The sequence below is a fragment of the Candidatus Enterococcus testudinis genome (assembly GCF_002140915.1).
Taxonomy (GTDB): domain Bacteria; phylum Bacillota; class Bacilli; order Lactobacillales; family Enterococcaceae; genus Enterococcus_D; species Enterococcus_D testudinis.
Map to the genome: position 1 here is coordinate 1,374,628 of NZ_NGKU01000001.1, position 19,570 is coordinate 1,394,197.

Below are 19,570 nucleotides of genomic sequence, written 5' to 3' on the forward strand. Positions count from 1 at the left end.
GTTTAAATTGAAAAGGAGCGTATACACATGAGTAAAATTATCGGTATTGACTTAGGAACAACTAACTCAGCAGTCGCTGTTCTTGAAGGCGGCGAAGCAAAAATCATCACAAACCCTGAAGGAAATCGGACAACACCTTCTGTTGTATCATTTAAAAATGGTGAGATCCAAGTCGGTGAAGTGGCAAAACGTCAAGCAGTGACTAACCCACACACGATTTCTTCCATCAAACGCCACATGGGTGAAGCAGGCTATAAAGTAGAAGTAGACGGCAAATCTTATACACCACAAGAAGTTTCAGCAATGGTATTACAATACATCAAAGGATTCGCTGAAGATTATCTTGGTGAAAAAGTTGAAAAAGCAGTTATTACTGTTCCAGCTTACTTCAATGATGCACAACGTCAAGCAACCAAAGATGCGGGTAAAATCGCCGGCTTAGAAGTAGAACGGATCGTTAATGAACCAACTGCTGCTGCTTTGGCGTATGGTTTAGACAAAACAGACAAAGATGAAAAAATCTTAGTCTTTGACTTAGGCGGCGGTACATTTGACGTCTCGATCCTTGAATTAGGCGACGGCGTATTCGATGTATTGTCAACAGCTGGTGACAACAACTTAGGTGGCGATGACTTTGATAACAAAATCATTGATCACATGGTTGCTGAATTCAAAAAAGAAAACGGCATTGATTTAGGTAAAGACAAAATGGCGCTGCAACGTCTGAAAGATGCTGCTGAAAAAGCCAAAAAAGATTTATCAGGTGTAACAAGCACACAAATCAGCCTACCATTTATCACAGCAGGGGACGCAGGTCCATTGCACTTGGAAATGACATTGACACGTGCTAAATTTGATGAATTGACAGCTGACTTAGTTGAACGCACAAAAATTCCGGTTCGCCAAGCATTGAAAGATGCTGGTTTATCTCAATCAGAAATCGATGAAGTGATCTTAGTCGGTGGTTCTACACGTATCCCAGCTGTTGTTGACGCTGTACGTAAAGAAACCAACAAAGAGCCAAACAAATCAGTCAACCCGGATGAAGTTGTCGCTATGGGTGCAGCAATCCAAGGTGGCGTGATCACTGGTGATGTCAAAGACGTCGTATTATTAGATGTTACACCATTATCATTAGGTATTGAAACAATGGGATCAGTCTTCACTAAATTGATCGATCGCAATACGACAATCCCAACAAGCAAATCACAAGTCTTCTCAACAGCCGCTGACAATCAACCAGCAGTAGACATCCATGTCTTGCAAGGTGAACGTCCAATGGCTTCTGATAACAAAACATTAGGCAGATTCCAATTAACGGATATTCCACCAGCACCTCGTGGTATCCCTCAAATCGAAGTAACTTTCGATATTGATAAAAACGGTATCGTGAATGTATCAGCGAAAGATCTTGGTACGCAAAAAGAACAAAAAATCACAATCAAATCATCTTCAGGCTTATCAGATGAAGAAATCGAACGTATGGTGAAAGACGCCGAAGCAAATGCTGAAGCGGACAAACAACGCAAAGAAGAAGTTGACTTGCGCAACGACGTTGATGCATTGTTGTTCACTGTTGACAAAACCTTGAAAGAATTAGAAGGCAAAGTTGACGCAGACGAAGTCAAAAAAGCGGAAGAAGCCCGCGATGAATTGAAAGCTGCTGTTGAAGCCAACAACTTGGAAGAAATGAAAACCAAACGTGATTCATTAAATGAGATCGTCCAAAACTTAACGGTCAAATTATATGAACAAGCAGCACAACAACAAGCACAAGAAAATCCAGAAGCTGCACAAGGCGGCGCAGACGATGTGGTTGACGCCGATTTCGAAGAAGTAGACGGTGACGATAAATAATCGCTGTTTGTGAAAAAGCCAAAGTCACCACTTTGGCTTTTTCTTATGAATGCAAGAAACGTATTTTTATCCTAAGCGATATGTGCTAAAATACGATAGACGTGAGAAAATAGTGGAGGGAAGCCGATGGCAGACAAAAGAGATTATTATGAGGTCTTAGGTCTACAAAAAGGGGCTTCGGATGATGAAATCAAGAAAGCGTACCGTAAGCTTTCTAAACAATATCATCCAGACATCAACAAAGCTGATGATGCAGAAGCCAAATTTAAAGAGATCTCAGAAGCCTATGAAATTTTAAGCGATGCACAAAAACGTGCAGCCTATGATCAATATGGTCATGCAGGAACTGATCCGAATTATGGTGGCGGTTATGGCGGCGGATTCGGCGGCTTTAACGGTGGCGGCTTTTCTGGCGGTTTCGAAGATATTTTTGAATCCTTCTTTGGCGGCGGCGGTGGTCGATCAGCCAATCCAAATGCACCTCGTCAAGGCGCAGATTTGCAATACGCTGTGGACCTTTCTTTCGAAGAAGCCATCTTTGGTGTCGAAAAAAATGTCCAGTACAACCGTGAAGAAACTTGTCATACCTGCGATGGCAGTGGTGCCAAACCTGGTACATCACCTGAGACTTGTCACAAATGTCATGGGAACGGCACAATCAACGTGGAACGTCAAACCCCATTAGGACGTGTGATGAGCCGTCAAACATGTGATGTGTGTCATGGAACTGGGAAAGAAATCAAAGAACCTTGTACGACATGTCACGGAACAGGTCATGAAAAGAAAAACCACAATGTCAAAGTCAACGTACCTGCCGGTGTGGAAGATGGCCAACAAATGCGTTTGTCTGGACAAGGTGAAGCTGGTACCAATGGCGGGCCTTACGGCGATCTATATGTGATTTTCCGTGTGGAAGAAAGTGACATCTTTGACCGAGATGGGTCTGAGATTTATTACGAGTTGCCATTGAATTTCGTTCAAGCTGCTTTAGGTGATGAAGTCAATGTGCCAACTGTCCATGGCAATGTCAAATTGAAAATTCCTGCTGGTACACAAACAGGTACCAATTTCCGTTTGCGCGGCAAGGGTGCCCCTCGTTTGCGGGGTGGCGGAAATGGTGATCAACAAGTCAAAGTCAAATTGATCACACCAAAGAATTTGAACGACGAACAAAAAGATGCGTTGCGGGTCTATGCAAAAGCCAGCGGACATGAAACAACCGAACAACAACCAGAAGGCTTCTTTGATAAAATGAAAGATGCTTTTGGCGGTAAAAAGAAATAAGAATAAAGCGCGATTTTGAAAGTAATTATCAAAATTGCGCTTTTTTTGAGTCTTTTTTTTGAAATCGGTTACGAGCTATGTCACAATGGAAGTAGATCAATTAAAGGAGGAAGATATATGGAACGAATATTCGCAAGTCCGTCGCGTTATGTACAAGGCAAAGGTGTTTTGGAAAATGGGCTGCACCACATCAAAGATCTTGGCCAAAAAGTGTTGCTTTTAACGGATGAAAACGTCTGGGAAATTGCCGGTGAAACCTTGTTTGACAACCTCAAAGCAGCTGATTTGTCCCCAGTTAAGGAAATTTTTGGCGGTGAAGCGTCTGCCAAAGAAATTGAGCGAATCGTCGAAAAAGCCCAAGATGAATCAATCGAAGTGATTGCAGCGCTGGGCGGTGGCAAAACGATCGATACTGGAAAAGCAGTCGCAGACGAGTTGAAAGTCCCAATTGCAGTGTTGCCAACGATTGCGTCTACAGATGCACCAACTTCTTCTTTATCTGTTATTTATTCAGACGAAGGACGCTTCGAAAAATATCGTTTTTATAACAAAAATCCTGAATTGGTTTTGGTTGATACGGCAATCATTGCCAAAGCACCAGCCAAATTACTGGCAGCAGGTATTGCTGATGCCTTGGCAACGTATGTTGAAGCACGAGCAGTGGCTAGAAGCCATAGCGAGAACATGGTAGGGGGGATGCAACCCATCGCAGGAATGGCGATTGCTGAAAAATGTGAAGAGATTTTATTTGACAATGCGTTGAAAGCCTATCAAGCCAATCAGCAACAAGTGGTGACGGAAGCATTTGAACAAATCGTAGAAGCCAACACCTTGTTAAGTGGGTTAGGTTTCGAAAGTGCGGGTCTAGCAGCTGCACATGCCATCCATAATGGGTTGACAGCGATAGATGGGGAGGTTCATGCACTTTCTCATGGTGAGAAAGTCGCCTATGGGACATTAACGCAGTTGATGCTGGAAAATGCTGATCCCGATGAATTAGACGCCTATATCGAACTTTATCAAGCACTGGACCTACCGACAACATTGAGTGATATGTCATTATCTGAAGCAAAGGATGCTGATTTGTTGAAAATTGGCGAACAAGCGTGTATTGAGGGCGAAACCATTCATCATATGCCTTTCCCAGTCACACCTGAAGATGTGGTCGCAGCTTTAAAAGCGGTGGATGCTTACGTAACTAGTTACTATCCTCGATAATCACGGTGTTATTTTTTAGCTGAATACGCAAATTTTTCAATTTCATTAAAAAAATATTTGACAAGGGATTTTAGTCGTGCTATTTTGAATACAAGCAAAAAAGGAGGGAACTACTCATGACAAACATCAACGTTCAAACTTCATGTTGTTGTTGTATGGTGCAAAAAGCAGCATACCGATTTGTCATGCCTATTAATAGTTCCTTTGTCGTAGAACACTGTTGATTTTTGATCGATAGGGTTTGATTATCCGGATAACACGACGATACCAGAGGTACTGATTTAATAGTCAGTACCTCTTTTTTGTTGTTTTAAATAGACCGCTTTCATCGGTGACGACCGTGCAAGCGCACAATAGACGAGAAATAGTTGAAGGAGTGTCCATCATGATCGTTACAGATGTCAAAGAACTGATAGGCAATACACCGTTGTTCGCATTTGATGCAGATGCATTAGGTGGAAAACCCGGTAGTCGGATTTTTGCCAAATTGGAATATCTCAATCCTGGAGGCAGCGTCAAAGACCGTTTGGGTTTGCAATTGATCCATCAAGCGATTTTACGCGGAGAGATCGATCGTCAGACAACGATCATCGAACCAACTGCAGGAAATACTGGCATCGGGATGGCTTTGGCTGGCATCGAACATGGGTTGTCGATGATTTTCGTGATTCCAGAAAAATTCAGTTTGGAAAAACAGCAATTGATTCGCGCGTTGGGTGCGCAAATCGTGCATACACCGACTGTTGATGGAATACAAGGGGCAATCGAGAAAGCCAAATCATTAGCCAAGGAAATTCCCAATAGTTACTTGCCGTTACAATTTCATCATGCAGAGAACCCTCTTGCTTACAGCAAGACACTTGGACCAGAGATTTATCAGGAATTACATGGGAACATCGATAGTTTTGTCGCCGGTGTTGGTAGTGGCGGAACATTTGCTGGTGTGGCAACATACCTCGCAAAACAAAACGCCCAGATTCGAATGGTCGCAGTGGAACCCGAAGGCTCGATCTTGAACGGTGGTTCTGCTCATGGTCATGAGATCGAGGGGATCGGGGTTGAGTTTATCCCGCAATTCTTTGATGGCTTGACGATCGACACCATCGATACCATCAGCGACGAAGAAGGATTCCGTTATACACGTCATTTAGCCAAACAGTATGGCTTGCTTGTGGGCAGCTCTAGTGGCGCTGCCTTGGCCGCGTCGGTCAAAGAAAGCTGGCGCTTACCGAGTGGCAGCAAAATCGTGACCCTATTCCCTGATAGCGGCGATCGCTATTTATCAAAAAAAATATACGAAGGTCCATCAGACCTGATCGATAATGGAGGAAAAACAGATGCATTTTAATACAACATTGATCCACGGCGGTATGAGTGAAGATAAAGAAACAGGGGCGGTTAGTGTACCGATTTATCAGACATCGACCTATCGTCAAAATGGTGTTGGTCAACCGAAACAATATGAGTATAGCCGCTCAGGCAATCCAACTCGATTTGCATTAGAAGAATTGATCAAAGAATTAGAAGGCGGTGTGCAAGGTTTTGCTTTCGCTTCTGGGTTGGCGGCAACCCATACGATTTTTTCATTGTTTCAATCTGGTGATCATATTTTATTGGGAGATGATGTATACGGCGGCACATTTAGACTGTTACATCAAGTATTTGAAAAAAATGGTTTGCGGTATACTTTGGTTGAAACAAATAAACCTGAAACGATTGCAGCTGCCATTGAAACCGAAACGAAAGCTATCTTTTTAGAAACACCAACGAATCCATTGTTGAAGATCACTGACATTGCACAAGTGGCTGCTATTGCCAAAGCCCATGATCTATTGACGATCGTGGACAACACATTTGCAACGCCGTATTTCCAAAAACCGTTACATCTGGGGGCGGACATCGTGATCCACAGTGCCACCAAATATTTAGGTGGTCATAGTGATGTCGTGGCTGGATTGGCCGTTGTCAAAGCAAAGGCCATTGCCAAGCAAGTTGGTTTCATGCAAAATGCAATTGGTGGCGTCTTGGGGCCCCACGATAGTTGGTTGATACAACGAAGTATCAAAACATTGGCATTACGGATGGAAGCACATCAAAGCAATGCCTTGAAGATAGCCCACATGCTAGCTGAACATCCTGCAATCGCTACTGTATATTATCCTGGCCTAAAGAGCCATCCGGGTCACGAAATCGCCCGTCAACAGATGGCTGGTTTCAGCGGGATGATTTCATTTGAATTAAAAAACGAAGCAAAAGTGACACCTTTTGTTGAGTCGCTCCATATCTTTACACTGGCTGAAAGTTTAGGTGGTGTTGAAAGTTTGATCGAAGTGCCAGCAATCATGACACATGCCTCTATTCCAAAAGATCTCAGAGAAAAAGCCGGTATCAAAGATGGGTTGATTCGTTTGTCTGTTGGGATTGAACATGTAGATGATCTATTGTCTGATTTGCAAGCTGCGTTGCAGGAAGCGGGTGCCTAAAGATGGGGCGAGAGTTTATACCGATATTTAAAGAATGGGCGCATACTTATGATGCGACAGTCGGTGGAGAAGATCCAGAATATCAAGAAGTATTCGATCATTATGCTGAACTATTGGCAGAAATTGCTGAAAAATCAGCTGACTTTGTGGTAGAATTTGGGAGTGGGACCGGTAATTTGACCCTAGCTCTGGTTGAGCAAGGCAAACAGGTCATCGCTGTTGAACCGTCGGAAGATATGCGTGAAATCGCCCAAAGAAAACCTGCCCTTACGAATGTTACGATTATCGATGGAGATATGGAAGTTTTTCCCATGTTTTCGGAACCAATCGATACGATTGTTTCTAGCTATGTCTTTCATCATTTGACCGAAAGTGAAAAACAACGGTCGATCGCGAAGTACGCTGCATTATTACCAGTAGGTGGTAAGGTCATTTTCGGCGATACGATGTTTCTGTCTTCAGATCACAAAGACGCAATGGTCAACGAAGCAATCAATCAAGGGTATTTACGATTATCCGCGGATCTGAAACGAGAATACTATCCTCTAGTCCCAGATATTGAGCGTTATTTCCGTCAACATGGGTTTCGTATCCGATTCAAACAAATCAATGCTTTCGTTTGGTTAATAGAGGCAATCAAAGTAAAAGGAGCAAGTTAACAATGAAAATGAATGTTGAAAGTTTTAACTTAGATCACACCTTAGTCAAGGCGCCCTACGTAAGGGTAGCAGACAAAAAGCAAGGGACCAATGATACGATCATCAAATATGATGTCCGATTCAAACAACCAAACCAAGAACATATGGATATGGCTAGTTTGCATTCATTGGAACATTTGACCGCCGAATTGATTCGTAATCATGCGGATTATATCGTAGACTGGTCACCGATGGGCTGCCAAACAGGATTTTATCTGACAGTATTGAATCATGATGATTATGATGAGATTTTAGATGTATTAGAAGCAACGATGAAAGATGTGTTGACAGCGACAGAAGTCCCTGCCAGCAATGAAATACAATGCGGTTGGGCTGCCAATCACACATTGAGCGGTGCCCAAGCCTTGGCACAAGAATTTTTGGATCAAAGGGCGCAATGGTCGACGGTATTTGCGTGATTTGTTAAAAGCCTAATGACTGTATATTTGTCCAGCAAATATACAGTTTTTTTGTGCGGCAAAATAGGTTACATTTCATGAAAAACTTTTTTGCAACTTTTTATCGGTTCAAACGTCATTATAAGTAGCGGGGAGGGATAGTGTTGGAGGAGTTGGTTCAAACCTATTACGATCGCATCCAATACTATTTTATTCAGCGGGTGAAGGATCGTTATTATGCGGAAGATTTGACGCAAGAAGTGTTTTTGAAAGTTCTGCTGGCTTTACCCAAGCAACAGCCGGAAAACTTTGAAGCCTGGCTTTTCACGATTGCGAAGTTTACTTTGTATGATTTTTATCGACGAAAGAAACTTGTATTTTTGCCAGAAGATTTTTCGGACTATATCGATCTAGAACAATCCTTCGGTCATGTATTGACGGAACAAACAATCTTGTTGGAATCAATCAATCGATTGTCAGATAAATTACGCCGGCCGTTTATTTTATCGATTAGAGGGTACAGCTATCAAGAAATAGCAGAAATCATAGATGTCAAAGAGAGTACCGTTAAGTCAAGGGTTTTCCAAGCGCGTCAAAAAATCAAAAAGCAGGTGATGAAATGAAAGAGAAGGACTATCAAAGGTTACAAAAATCTGTTCAGCGATCAAAACATCGTTTTGGTTGGTTGTTGATTTATCATTTACTATTTTTTAGTGTGGTTGCATACATCCTTTCTTTTATGGTTCCAGCTGCATATTATCGGTGGGTTCTCCGGGAGGATGTCGATTATCAAAGTCTGCCATCTGTGGTCAACTTACATGCGTATCAAGATTACCTACGGGAGGATGCGCTCGAAAAATATCGTTACTTATGGTATGAGATGGGACAAGAAAATTTGCACTATGATCCCTTTAATCAGCAAGCGTCCCTGAACGTCCTAGGCAAAAAAGAGTTCTATCCCCTCATAGCAAAAAACGGCAACCAAGATCAGGTTGTCTATACCTTATACAATCGTTTTTTATTTGATCAGCGCACACAAACCCGGGTGGACAGTAATGATTTGAATGCCTATGCGTTTTCTGCAAATATGTATAACCCTGATCAGCAAGTCAACACCTATGATGAATTAGTTGATTATTTGACTGGATTAGGTGATTTGAAGCAAGTGACGCTAGCCGCTACGTTAAAAAATGACCAAGCCCCAAGTTCGATCAGAGAAATCGTTGGAGATTTGGCTGTCCAACATTATACGATTGCTTATCAGTCGGGCAGCAATTTTGGCTATTCTGATGCGATGGTACAACAAGTATCAGCAAACAATTATGATCAGCAAGTGTTGACAGCGGTGGAAGAAGGGATTGCCTATCTGAATGATCATTTCGATACTTATGGGAATCTAGGATGGGATAATGAAGAAAATGTGCGTTTCCTTAGTAATAGCCTTCATTCGATTCAACTGCACGATTTTCAAGATCTGCAAAGCTATGTTGAAGAGAATGGTGTGAAGGTACATGCAGTGTTGATCACCGGTACTGGCACAGAACTGGCTGACTGGCTGCAAAAACAAGCATCCATGATCATGCGGGTACAAGTGAGACAAGTCCAAGATGTGATGATGCAACAAGTAATCACGATAGGAGGATAATTCATATGAAAAAAATTGATTATGATGGGCATATACTGTCAATCATCATAAAAGGGTATAGCTTACTTTATCTGTTCTACCTTGCATGTATCCGATTTTTGTTTTCGACCATTACAAATCTTACTGTTTCACTTGTTGATATGCCAGTTGATGCGGCAGCTGGAAATGGATTTTTTTATTATCTATTCAATCCCATCTTATTGATCATTTGTATCATAGGCATTGCTCTTTTGGCCTGGCGAGACAAAAGTTGGCTGAAAGAATTGATTTCTCCAACTATCGTATTGATTTTAGTCTGTGGCAGTGTATATATACTATAAAAGCAAGACGTAGAAAATGTAACAAACAATTTAACCAAAAAATTATGCCCAAAATGAAGCGACCCCTAAAAGGTAGACTAATAATCTAACTTTTAAGGGTCGCTATTTTAATAATCAGATATTCAAGACCTTATCTAAGAAGTCTTTGGTCCGTTCGTTTTTAGGATTGCTGAAGATTTGTTCTGGCGTGCCATCTTCTAAGAAGTTCCCGCCGTCAATGAACATCACTCGATTGGCGACTTCTTTGGCAAAGCCCATTTCATGGGTAACGATCACCATCGTCATTCCTTGTTTGGCTAATTTCTTCATCACATTCAACACATCGCCGACCATTTCTGGGTCAAGTGCGGATGTGGGTTCATCGAACAACATGACATCGGGATTCATCGCCAAAGCACGAGCGATGGCTACCCGTTGTTTTTGTCCACCTGAAAGATTGTCTGGATACATATCCTTTTTGTCAGCTAGACCGACCGTTTCAAGCAAACGAACGGCATTGGCTTCAGCTTCTTTACGGGTCGCATTTTTTAGATCCATCGGAGCTAGGATAATATTCTCTAACACAGATAGATGGGGGAAGAGGTTGAAATGCTGGAAGACCATCCCAATATGCTGACGGACAGCATTGATGTTGGTATTTTTATCCATCAAGTGTGCACCATCAATGATGATGTCACCGCTTGTTGGTTCTTCCAAGCGGTTCAAGCAACGCAAGAAAGTCGATTTTCCTGAACCGGAAGGACCAATCACACAAACAACTTCGCCCTCTTCAATAGAAACATTGATATCGTTAAGTACAGTATTGTTACCGAATTTTTTAACTAAATTTTCAACTAAGATTTTTTCTTTCACTTTATTTCACCTTCTTTTCTAAAACTTTGGCAAGTTTAGTTAAAGCAGTGATCACAACCAAGTACATGATGGCGATAATCAAGTAGACATAGGTACTTTGCGTTGTGCGGGCAACAATGATCTTACCTGTTTGCAATAGTTCTACCACACCGATAACGGAAATGATCGTTGTATCTTTCAGTGAAATGACAAATTGATTGACGAAAGATGGGATCATAATTTTTATCGCTTGCGGCAATACGATTTTTTGCATTGTGCGGGTGTAGGTCATGCCCAAGCTGCGGGAGGCTTCCATTTGGCCATTCGGAACGGCATTGATCCCGCCACGAACAATCTCCGCGATATAGGCACTGGCGTTCAGGGTCAGTGTGATGACACCTGCTGCAAAGTCGGGAATCGTGATACCGATCGCATCTGATAAACCAAAGAAAATGAAGAAGGCCAGTACCATCATTGGGATGCCTCGAATAATATCAACATAGATACCAGCAATCACTCGTAGTGCTTTGATGGGTGCCACACTGAACAGCCCTAAGATGATACCAATCACTAAAGCCAAAGCAAATGAAATCAAAGCTAGAAGCAATGTGTTCCAAAGGCCTTTCAATAATACTTGATAGTTATTGCTGACTAAGCCACTGATCGTTGATTCATCGACTTTTTTCTCCGTGGCAGAACCATCTTGGATATATTTACCGACGATTTGATCATATTCACCAGTTCGTTTCATTTCTTTTAAGGCTTCGTTGAACATCTCGATCAATTCTGGATTTTGGCCTTTTTTGACTGCAAACCCATATTGGCCGCCGGTTTCTTTTTCAATCGGAGTGGTCAATTTTTGACCTTGCGCAATGGCGTATCCAATAACTGGATAGTCATCCATCATGGCATCGATTTGACCACCGCTGACTGCAGCATATAATTGGTCTGCGGCGTCATAATATTTGATTGAATAGCCATATTTGTCTTCGTTGGCAATCAAGAAGTCAGCACTTTCCGTTCCAACTTTGGCACCAACTGTTTTGCCATCAAGATCTTCATATGAAGAAATATCTTCATTTCCTTCTTTGACTGCTAACTGAATGCCGCTTTCAAAGTAAGAGTCTGAGAAATCATATGAAGCTTTTCGTTCATCTGTAATACTCATCCCAGCAATCATTCCATCGGCTTGATTGCCGTCTAATGCTTGCAGGGCTCCAGAGAACCCAATAAAGTTAAATTCAATATTGAAGCCTTGCATTTCTGCCGCTCGTGTTAATAAATCCACATCGATACCAACATATTCATTGTCTTCGTTTTGAAATTCAAAGGGTGCGAACGCAGAGTCGCTGGCAATTTTGTAGACATCTTTCTTTGGTTCAACTTTGACCATTTCACTATCATCTGAGGAGGTTGTGCTATCAGATGTGCTGATATAAGTGGCAACGATTTTGTCATATTCGCCAGATTCTTTCAAGTGAGCAAGTCCTGTATTGAACTTTTCTAATAAATCTGCATTTTGGCCTTTTTTGACTGCAAAACCGTAAGAAGCACCTGCTTCTGGCTCGCCAACTAGTTTCATGGCTTCACCATTGTTGATGGCATAACCTAGAACCGGATAGTCATCAAAGATCGCTACAACTGTTCCATTGCGGACAGCACCATACAAACCGCTGGCATCATCATAGTTTTTGATGTCATAGCCATATTTGTCTTTGTTTTCTTCTAAGAAGCGTGCACTTTCAGTCCCAACTTTGGCGCCGACCGTTTCACCTTCTAAATCCTCATAACTGGTGATACTATCGTTATCAGCAGCAACCGCCATTTGGATGCCGCTGTCAAAATATGGATCAGAAAAATCAAATGTTTCTTTCCGCTCATCGGTAATGCTCATACCCGCGATCATACCATCTAATTGATTGGACTGGACACCTTGGATAGAAGAATCAAACCCTAACGGGCGTAAATCAACATTGAACCCTTGATCTTCGGCAATTGCATGTAATAAATCTATATCGATTCCAACATACTCATTGTTTTCATTTTGGAATTCGAAAGGCGCGAATGTTAAATCTGTTCCTATCTTATACGTTGTTTCCTCCGCGTTGGCTGACTTTGCTGAAAAAGCAAAAAAGCTGATAATCAGCGCAACTAAAGCGAAGGCTCTTTGTTTTCTGTTCAAGAAAATTCCCCCTTTAGTTGTAACGTATTTATAGATTATATGAATTTTTCACTCAACACACAAGCTTTTCAGAAAAAAATCGTGACAAAGTGATGTAAATCTTACATCGTATGTTAGAAATCATAACATCTTAAGTATCTGTTAATGCTTGGAAAATGACGAAGCAAATGATAGCGAAAGTATGTTCGCTATGGTATACTGATTAGTGGAAAAGCGATGGCGTTTTTTCTTTTTTTGTCATCCTTTAGAATATGTGAGGGGGAATGAAGATGATCGAAAGAACAACTTCCCACAAGTTTGATTTGGTTTCAAAATATCAACCTGCTGGTGATCAGCCAGAAGCAATCCATCAACTGGTGGACGGTGTCGTCGACGGAAAAAAGGCGCAGATTTTATTGGGAGCGACTGGTACAGGTAAGACGTATACGGTCTCCAATTTGATCAAAGAGGTCAATAAACCGACATTGATCATTGCCCATAACAAAACATTAGCCGGACAATTGTATGGGGAGTTCAAAGATTTCTTTCCCAATAATGCTGTTGAATATTTTGTGAGTTATTATGATTATTATCAACCAGAAGCCTATGTGCCTTCTAGTGATACCTACATTGAGAAAGATTCCAGCGTCAATGATGAAATCGATAAATTACGCCACTCAGCAACAAGTTCATTGCTAGAGCGTAATGACGTGATCGTTGTGGCATCTGTGTCTTGTATCTTTGGTTTGGGTTCACCTATTGAATATGCACGCCAAGTGGTTTCGTTACGGGTTGGAATGGAAAAATCCCGTGATCAATTATTGAAAGAAATGATCGATATTCAATTTGAACGCAATGATATCGACTTTCAACGGGGCCGATTTCGCGTGCGTGGGGATGTCGTTGAGATCTTCCCAGCTTCAAGAGATGAACGGGCATTGCGGGTTGAGTTTTTTGGTGACGAGATCGATCGGATTCGTGAAGTCGATGCGTTGACTGGTGAGATTTTGAGCGATACAGAACATGTGTCGATTTTCCCAGCCACTCACTTTGTGACAAATGAAGACCATATGGAGCATGCGATCTCTACGATTCAAAGTGAATTGGATGCACGTTTGACAGTCTTGCGGGATGAAAACAAACTATTAGAAGCGCAACGATTAGAACAGCGAACCAATTATGATATTGAGATGATGCGAGAAATGGGCTACACCTCAGGGATTGAAAACTATTCCCGTCATATGGACGGCCGAAAAGAAGGGGAACCGCCTTATACGTTACTGGATTTCTTCCCAGACGATTTCTTGCTGGTGATTGATGAATCCCATGTGACGATGCCGCAGATCCGCGGGATGTATAACGGTGACCGGGCGCGTAAGCAAATGCTTATAGACTATGGTTTCCGTTTGCCGTCTGCTTTGGATAACCGTCCATTAAGACTTGAAGAGTTTGAAGAACATGTCAATCAAATCGTATATGTATCAGCAACACCAGGTCCTTATGAATATGATCAAACCGACACAGTCGTCCAACAAATCATTCGACCAACCGGTCTCTTAGATCCTGTCGTCGAAGTGCGACCAATCATGGGACAGATCGATGATTTGGTGGGTGAAATCAATGAACGTGTCGAGCTGAATCAGCGGGTCTTTGTTACGACATTGACTAAGAAGATGGCGGAAGATTTAACCGATTATTTCAAAGAATTGGGTATCAAGGTCAAGTATCTTCATAGTGACATCAAGACTTTGGAGCGAACGGAGATCATTCGCGATCTGCGATTGGGTGAATTTGATGTCTTGATCGGTATCAACTTGCTGCGGGAAGGAATCGATGTACCGGAAGTTTCACTGGTAGCGATATTGGATGCTGATAAAGAAGGCTTCTTGCGCAGTGAACGTTCGTTGGTCCAAACAATTGGACGGGCCGCTCGTAATTCTGACGGGAAAGTAATCATGTATGCAGATAAAATGACGGATTCTATGCAGCGAGCTATCGATGAAACTGCACGCCGCCGCAGTATCCAAGAGGCGTACAATCAAGAACACGGCATTGAGCCTAAAACCATTATCAAAGAAATTCGGGATCTGATCGCTATTACTAAGGTCGCCGAAGAAACGGGCGAATATACCACCGCTTCTTATGACGATTTGACCCGTGAAGAAAAAGCAACATTGTTGCTTAAATTAGAAAAAGAAATGAAAGATGCAGCCAAAGCATTAGATTTTGAAACTGCCGCGACGTTACGGGATGCGATCCTAGAATTGAAAGCAGCAGATTAGAAGGAGATACATTATGGCAAATGATAAAATCGTGATCCATGGGGCTCGGGCTCATAATTTGAAAAATATTGATGTGACGATACCCCGTGATCAATTAGTGGTGGTGACCGGTTTATCCGGGTCAGGAAAAAGTTCTTTGGCCTTTGATACCTTATATGCGGAAGGTCAAAGGAGATATGTCGAAAGTCTATCTGCTTATGCCCGACAATTTTTGGGTCAGATGGACAAACCAGATGTCGATAGCATCGACGGTTTGAGCCCTGCCATTTCCATCGATCAGAAAACGACGAGCAAAAATCCGCGTTCGACTGTCGGTACTGTAACCGAAATCAATGACTATTTGCGCTTGCTTTATGCGCGGATCGGTCATCCTATCTGTCCCAATGATCATATTGAGATCACGAGTCAGTCTGTAGAGCAAATGGTCGACGAAGTATTGGCATTGCCCGAGCGTACGAAGATTCAATTGATGGCACCTTTGGTCAATCAAAAGAAAGGCCAGCACAAGAAAGTCTTCGAGCGTATTCAACGGGAAGGGTATGTCCGGATGCGAGTGGACGGGGAGACCTACGATGTCTCAGAAGCACCAGAGCTGGAAAAGAACAAAAAACATGATATAGCTATTATTATTGACCGTATCGTCGTCAAAGAAGGCATTCGCTCCCGCCTATTCGATTCTTTTGAAGCAGCATTGAGATTGGCTGACGGCTATGCGATCGTTGATGTGATCGGTGAAAAAGAGTTATTGTTCAGTGAGCACTATTCATGCCCGTATTGTGGATTTACCGTTGGTGAATTAGAACCGCGACTATTCTCTTTCAATGCGCCATTTGGTGCTTGTCCTGATTGTGACGGCTTAGGGATCAAATTAGAAGTAGATACCGACTTGGTGATTCCTGATCCAACGAAAACATTGCGGGAAGGGGCATTGCTGCCTTGGAACCCCATCAGTTCGCAATATTATCCGCAAATGTTGGAACAAGCTTGTTTAGAATTCAATATCGACATGGATACACCATTTGAAGAGTTGCCGAAAGAACACCAAGATATTATTTTGAATGGCTCTAACGGAGAAATCTTCCATTTCCATTACGAAAATGATTTTGGCGGTGTCCGCGATGTCGAAGTCGCTTTCGAAGGCATTTTGCCGAATATCAAACGACGTTATCATGAAACCAATTCAGATTTCACCCGGGATCAAATGCGCTTATATATGACGGAGTTGACTTGTAAAACCTGTAAAGGGTATCGTTTGAACCCGCAAGCTCTCTGTGTCAAAGTCAATGGCAAACATATTGGTGAATTGAACGAATTGGCCATCAACAATGCGTTGACTTTTGTTGAGGATTTGACATTGACTGAATCTGAACAAACGATTGCCAAGCCAATCGTCAAAGAAGTCGATGATCGCTTGAGTTTCTTGAAAAATGTCGGGCTAGATTACCTCACATTGAGTCGGGCGTCCGGTACACTGTCAGGAGGGGAAGCACAACGGATCCGTTTGGCGACCCAAATCGGTTCCAACCTTTCTGGCGTGTTGTATATCTTAGATGAGCCTTCGATTGGGTTGCACCAACGAGACAATGACCGTTTGTTGGAATCCTTGCGCAAAATGCGAGACCTAGGCAACACATTGATCGTGGTGGAACATGATGAAGATACGATGCGGGCAGCGGATTACTTGATCGATGTGGGTCCAGGAGCTGGACATGCTGGCGGAGAAATCGTAGCTGCCGGTACACCTGCGCAAGTCGCAAAAAACAAAAAATCTTTGACCGGACAATATTTATCTGGCAAAAAGAGCATCCCGACACCAAAGGAACGACGTGCCGGTAATGGGAAAGACATTCGTATCACAGGCGCCACAGAAAACAATTTGAAGAATGTTTCTGTTGATTTTCCATTAGGTAAATTTGTTGCTGTGACTGGTGTATCTGGCTCTGGCAAATCAACACTGGTCAATGAGATCTTGAAAAAATCGTTGGCGCAAAAAATCAATCGTAATTCAAATAAACCAGGGAAATTCAAATCGATCACTGGCTATGAAGAAATCGAAAAACTGATCGATATCGATCAAAGCCCAATTGGGCGGACACCGCGAAGCAATCCAGCAACGTATACAAGTGTCTTTGATGACATACGTGATTTGTTTGCGAAAACCAATGAAGCCAAAGTTCGCGGCTACAAAAAAGGTAGGTTTAGTTTTAACGTCAAAGGCGGCCGTTGCGAAGCATGTAAAGGCGATGGGATTATTAAAATCGAGATGCACTTCTTGCCAGATGTATACGTCCCATGTGAAGTTTGTCATGGCAAACGGTACAACTCTGAAACATTGGAAGTACATTACAAAGGTAAGAATATTGCGGAGATTTTGGATATGACTGTTGAAGATGCGGTAGAATTCTTCAAGCATATTCCTAAGATCCACCGCAAGTTGCAAACCATCGTAGATGTTGGGTTGGGCTATGTGACAATGGGTCAACCAGCGACAACATTGTCTGGCGGAGAAGCCCAGCGGATGAAACTGGCTAGCGAACTCCACAAGAATTCAAACGGCAAGAGTTTTTATATCTTAGACGAGCCGACAACGGGCTTGCATACGGATGATATTGCCCGCTTACTACAAGTATTAGAGCGGTTTGTTGACGCCGGCAATACGGTATTAGTGATCGAACACAACCTTGATGTGATCAAATCTGCTGACTATGTGATCGATTTAGGTCCTGAAGGCGGAGATGGTGGAGGGACGATTATCGCAACTGGTACACCAGAGAAGATTGCTGCTGTGCCTGAGAGTTACACGGGTCATTATTTGAAGAAAGTGCTGTAAAATCGTAAAAATCAAGTAGACTTCCATTGATAAGGCTAAAGTTTAACTAATTTTTAAACAATTGTGAATTATTTAAAAATTTCCCTCAAGTCTCTTGAATTTAAGATTATTTTTGTTAGAATATCAATAGGTATACGTATATTCTTACTGAATAAACAGCCTATAAGTTCTATCCGTTCAAAGTAGAAGAAAGCAGTCAAAGATATATGCTTTGATTGCTTTTTTCTTTGTGGTAGAATAAGTCTATTGTAAAACGTAGCATATAAACAATATTATTTTTAGTATCCAAAAGAGAGAGTGGTTTAAATGAGTCAGGACAAATTTCTACCAATATTATTAGGTAGTGATATGAATGTATATGGAATGGCACGAGCTTTCCATGAAGCCTATGGTATCCAATCAGTTGCTTATGCAGGTACTGAATTGGCGCCAACGCGTTTCAGTAAAATCGTGAAAGTCAATCAAGTAGCAGGTTTCGACCATGATCCGGGCTTTATTGATACTTTGGTCGATTTGGCAAAAACCACTTATCATGATCCCGACGTGCGCTATCTGTTGATTCCTTGCGGTGACGGCTATGCGGAACTTCTGGCAAAACATAAAGAAACATTGAAGCCTTATTACACATTTATTGCCAATGATTACAGCTTGTTGAAACGATTGATCAACAAAGTTAGTTTCTATGAAGTCTGTGAAGAATACGGCTTGCCTTATCCGAAGACCTTTATTTTAACCAAAGATTTATTGGTGGATGGCCAATTCAAAGAAGCGTTGCCTTTCGATTTTCCAGTGGCATTGAAACCTGCCAATAGTGTGGCATGGTTATCTGTTGATTTTGAAGGACGGAAGAAAGCCTTTATTATTGATGATCGGCAAGAGTTTGAAACAATCGTAGCCCGGATTTACCAAGCAGGCTATACACATGAAATGATCGTCCAAGACTTTATTCCCGGTGATGACAGCAATATGCGGGTTTTAAATGCCTATGTTGATGAAAATCATGACGTCCGTGTAATGGCATTGGGGCATCCGTTATTAGAAGATCCCACACCTGGTGCTGTAGGGAACTATGTTGTGATCATTCCCGATGAAAATCAACAAATCTATCAAATGATTCAGACCTTTTTAAAAGAAATCAATTACGTCGGCTTCGCCAACTTTGATTTGAAATATGATCGACGAGATGGCCAGTACAAATTATTTGAAATCAATTTACGTCAAGGACGCAGCAGTTTCTTCATTACGCTGAGCGGTTTGAACCTGGCGCAATTCTTGACAGAAGACCTAGTCTTTGAAAAACCGTATGTTGAAACGATTTATGGCAAAGCAGATGCACCGGAAGCCAAACTCTGGCTTGGTGTGCCAAAAAATATTTTCTTGACCTATGCCAAAGAAAATGAAGACAAAGAACGTGCCAAAAAACTATTGGCCCAAGACCGTTGGGGAACGACTGTCTTTTATCAAAATGATATGTCTCTTAAACGATGGATCTTGTTGAAAAGAATGTTTTATCTATATAATAAACGGTTTAAAACATTCTTCTCTACGAAAGAAGGATAGTTA

At 42.0% G+C, this 19,570-nt stretch carries 15 protein-coding genes; 13 read left to right on the forward strand and 2 right to left on the reverse strand.

Features of this window, described 5'->3' with window-relative positions; translation table 11 throughout:
- Positions 1 to 27: 27 nt before the first annotated feature.
- The 10 genes from dnaK to A5886_RS06670 all read left to right on the forward strand — a co-directional run bounded on the left by dnaK (position 28) and on the right by A5886_RS06670 (position 9,903).
- Positions 28 to 1,857 (forward strand): molecular chaperone DnaK, encoded by a 1,830-nt coding sequence (gene dnaK / locus A5886_RS06625; RefSeq protein WP_086274218.1) that lies wholly within the window; start codon positions 28 to 30, stop codon positions 1,855 to 1,857.
- A gap of 126 nt (positions 1,858 to 1,983) precedes the next feature.
- Complete coding sequence (gene dnaJ / locus A5886_RS06630; RefSeq protein WP_086274219.1) at positions 1,984 to 3,141, forward strand: molecular chaperone DnaJ; 1,158 nt, start codon at positions 1,984 to 1,986, stop codon at positions 3,139 to 3,141.
- A gap of 117 nt (positions 3,142 to 3,258) precedes the next feature.
- Entirely contained in the window at positions 3,259 to 4,359 is a 1,101-nt protein-coding gene (locus A5886_RS06635) for a glycerol dehydrogenase (RefSeq protein WP_086274220.1), read from the forward strand.
- Between the two features lie 385 nt (positions 4,360 to 4,744).
- Positions 4,745 to 5,707, forward strand: coding sequence for a PLP-dependent cysteine synthase family protein (locus tag A5886_RS06640; protein ID WP_086274221.1), 963 nt, complete (start codon positions 4,745 to 4,747; stop codon positions 5,705 to 5,707).
- On the forward strand, positions 5,697 to 6,842 hold the full coding sequence (locus tag A5886_RS06645) for a cystathionine gamma-synthase (protein ID WP_086274222.1): 1,146 nt from the start codon (positions 5,697 to 5,699) through the stop codon (positions 6,840 to 6,842). The genes A5886_RS06640 and A5886_RS06645 overlap by 11 nt, the downstream gene beginning before the upstream one ends.
- 2 nt (positions 6,843 to 6,844) lie before the next feature.
- Complete coding sequence (locus A5886_RS06650; RefSeq protein ID WP_086274223.1) at positions 6,845 to 7,501, forward strand: class I SAM-dependent methyltransferase; 657 nt, start codon at positions 6,845 to 6,847, stop codon at positions 7,499 to 7,501.
- Between the two features lie 2 nt (positions 7,502 to 7,503).
- Positions 7,504 to 7,959, forward strand: coding sequence for an S-ribosylhomocysteine lyase (locus A5886_RS06655; RefSeq protein WP_086274224.1), 456 nt, complete (start codon positions 7,504 to 7,506; stop codon positions 7,957 to 7,959).
- Positions 7,960 to 8,099: 140 nt separating this feature from the next.
- Positions 8,100 to 8,561 (forward strand): RNA polymerase sigma factor, encoded by a 462-nt coding sequence (locus A5886_RS06660; RefSeq protein ID WP_086274225.1) that lies wholly within the window; start codon positions 8,100 to 8,102, stop codon positions 8,559 to 8,561.
- Positions 8,558 to 9,583 (forward strand): hypothetical protein, encoded by a 1,026-nt coding sequence (locus A5886_RS06665; protein WP_086274226.1) that lies wholly within the window; start codon positions 8,558 to 8,560, stop codon positions 9,581 to 9,583. The genes A5886_RS06660 and A5886_RS06665 overlap by 4 nt, the downstream gene beginning before the upstream one ends.
- A 5-nt stretch (positions 9,584 to 9,588) precedes the next feature.
- On the forward strand, positions 9,589 to 9,903 hold the full coding sequence (locus A5886_RS06670; protein WP_086274227.1) for a hypothetical protein: 315 nt from the start codon (positions 9,589 to 9,591) through the stop codon (positions 9,901 to 9,903).
- Between the two features lie 114 nt (positions 9,904 to 10,017).
- Here the strand turns inward: A5886_RS06670 and A5886_RS06675 are convergent, their stop codons facing one another.
- Both A5886_RS06675 and A5886_RS06680 read right to left on the reverse strand, forming a co-directional pair.
- The gene (locus A5886_RS06675; protein WP_086274228.1) at positions 10,018 to 10,755 is read right to left on the reverse strand and encodes an amino acid ABC transporter ATP-binding protein; all 738 of its coding nucleotides are present in this window, start codon (positions 10,753 to 10,755) and stop codon (positions 10,018 to 10,020) included.
- Position 10,756: 1 nt separating this feature from the next.
- Positions 10,757 to 12,880 (reverse strand): amino acid ABC transporter substrate-binding protein/permease, encoded by a 2,124-nt coding sequence (locus tag A5886_RS06680; protein WP_373404598.1) that lies wholly within the window; start codon positions 12,878 to 12,880, stop codon positions 10,757 to 10,759.
- Between the two features lie 305 nt (positions 12,881 to 13,185).
- Here A5886_RS06680 and uvrB point away from each other — a divergent pair, with 305 nt between their 5' ends.
- The 3 genes from uvrB to A5886_RS06695 all read left to right on the forward strand — a co-directional run bounded on the left by uvrB (position 13,186) and on the right by A5886_RS06695 (position 19,567).
- Positions 13,186 to 15,177: an excinuclease ABC subunit UvrB gene (uvrB, locus tag A5886_RS06685; protein WP_086274230.1), complete on the forward strand. Its 1,992-nt coding sequence runs from the start codon at positions 13,186 to 13,188 to the stop codon at positions 15,175 to 15,177.
- A gap of 13 nt (positions 15,178 to 15,190) precedes the next feature.
- Positions 15,191 to 18,007 (forward strand): excinuclease ABC subunit UvrA, encoded by a 2,817-nt coding sequence (gene uvrA / locus A5886_RS06690; protein ID WP_086274231.1) that lies wholly within the window; start codon positions 15,191 to 15,193, stop codon positions 18,005 to 18,007.
- A gap of 306 nt (positions 18,008 to 18,313) precedes the next feature.
- The gene (locus A5886_RS06695; RefSeq protein ID WP_086274232.1) at positions 18,314 to 19,567 is read left to right on the forward strand and encodes a carboxylate--amine ligase; all 1,254 of its coding nucleotides are present in this window, start codon (positions 18,314 to 18,316) and stop codon (positions 19,565 to 19,567) included.
- Positions 19,568 to 19,570 lie beyond the last annotated feature (3 nt).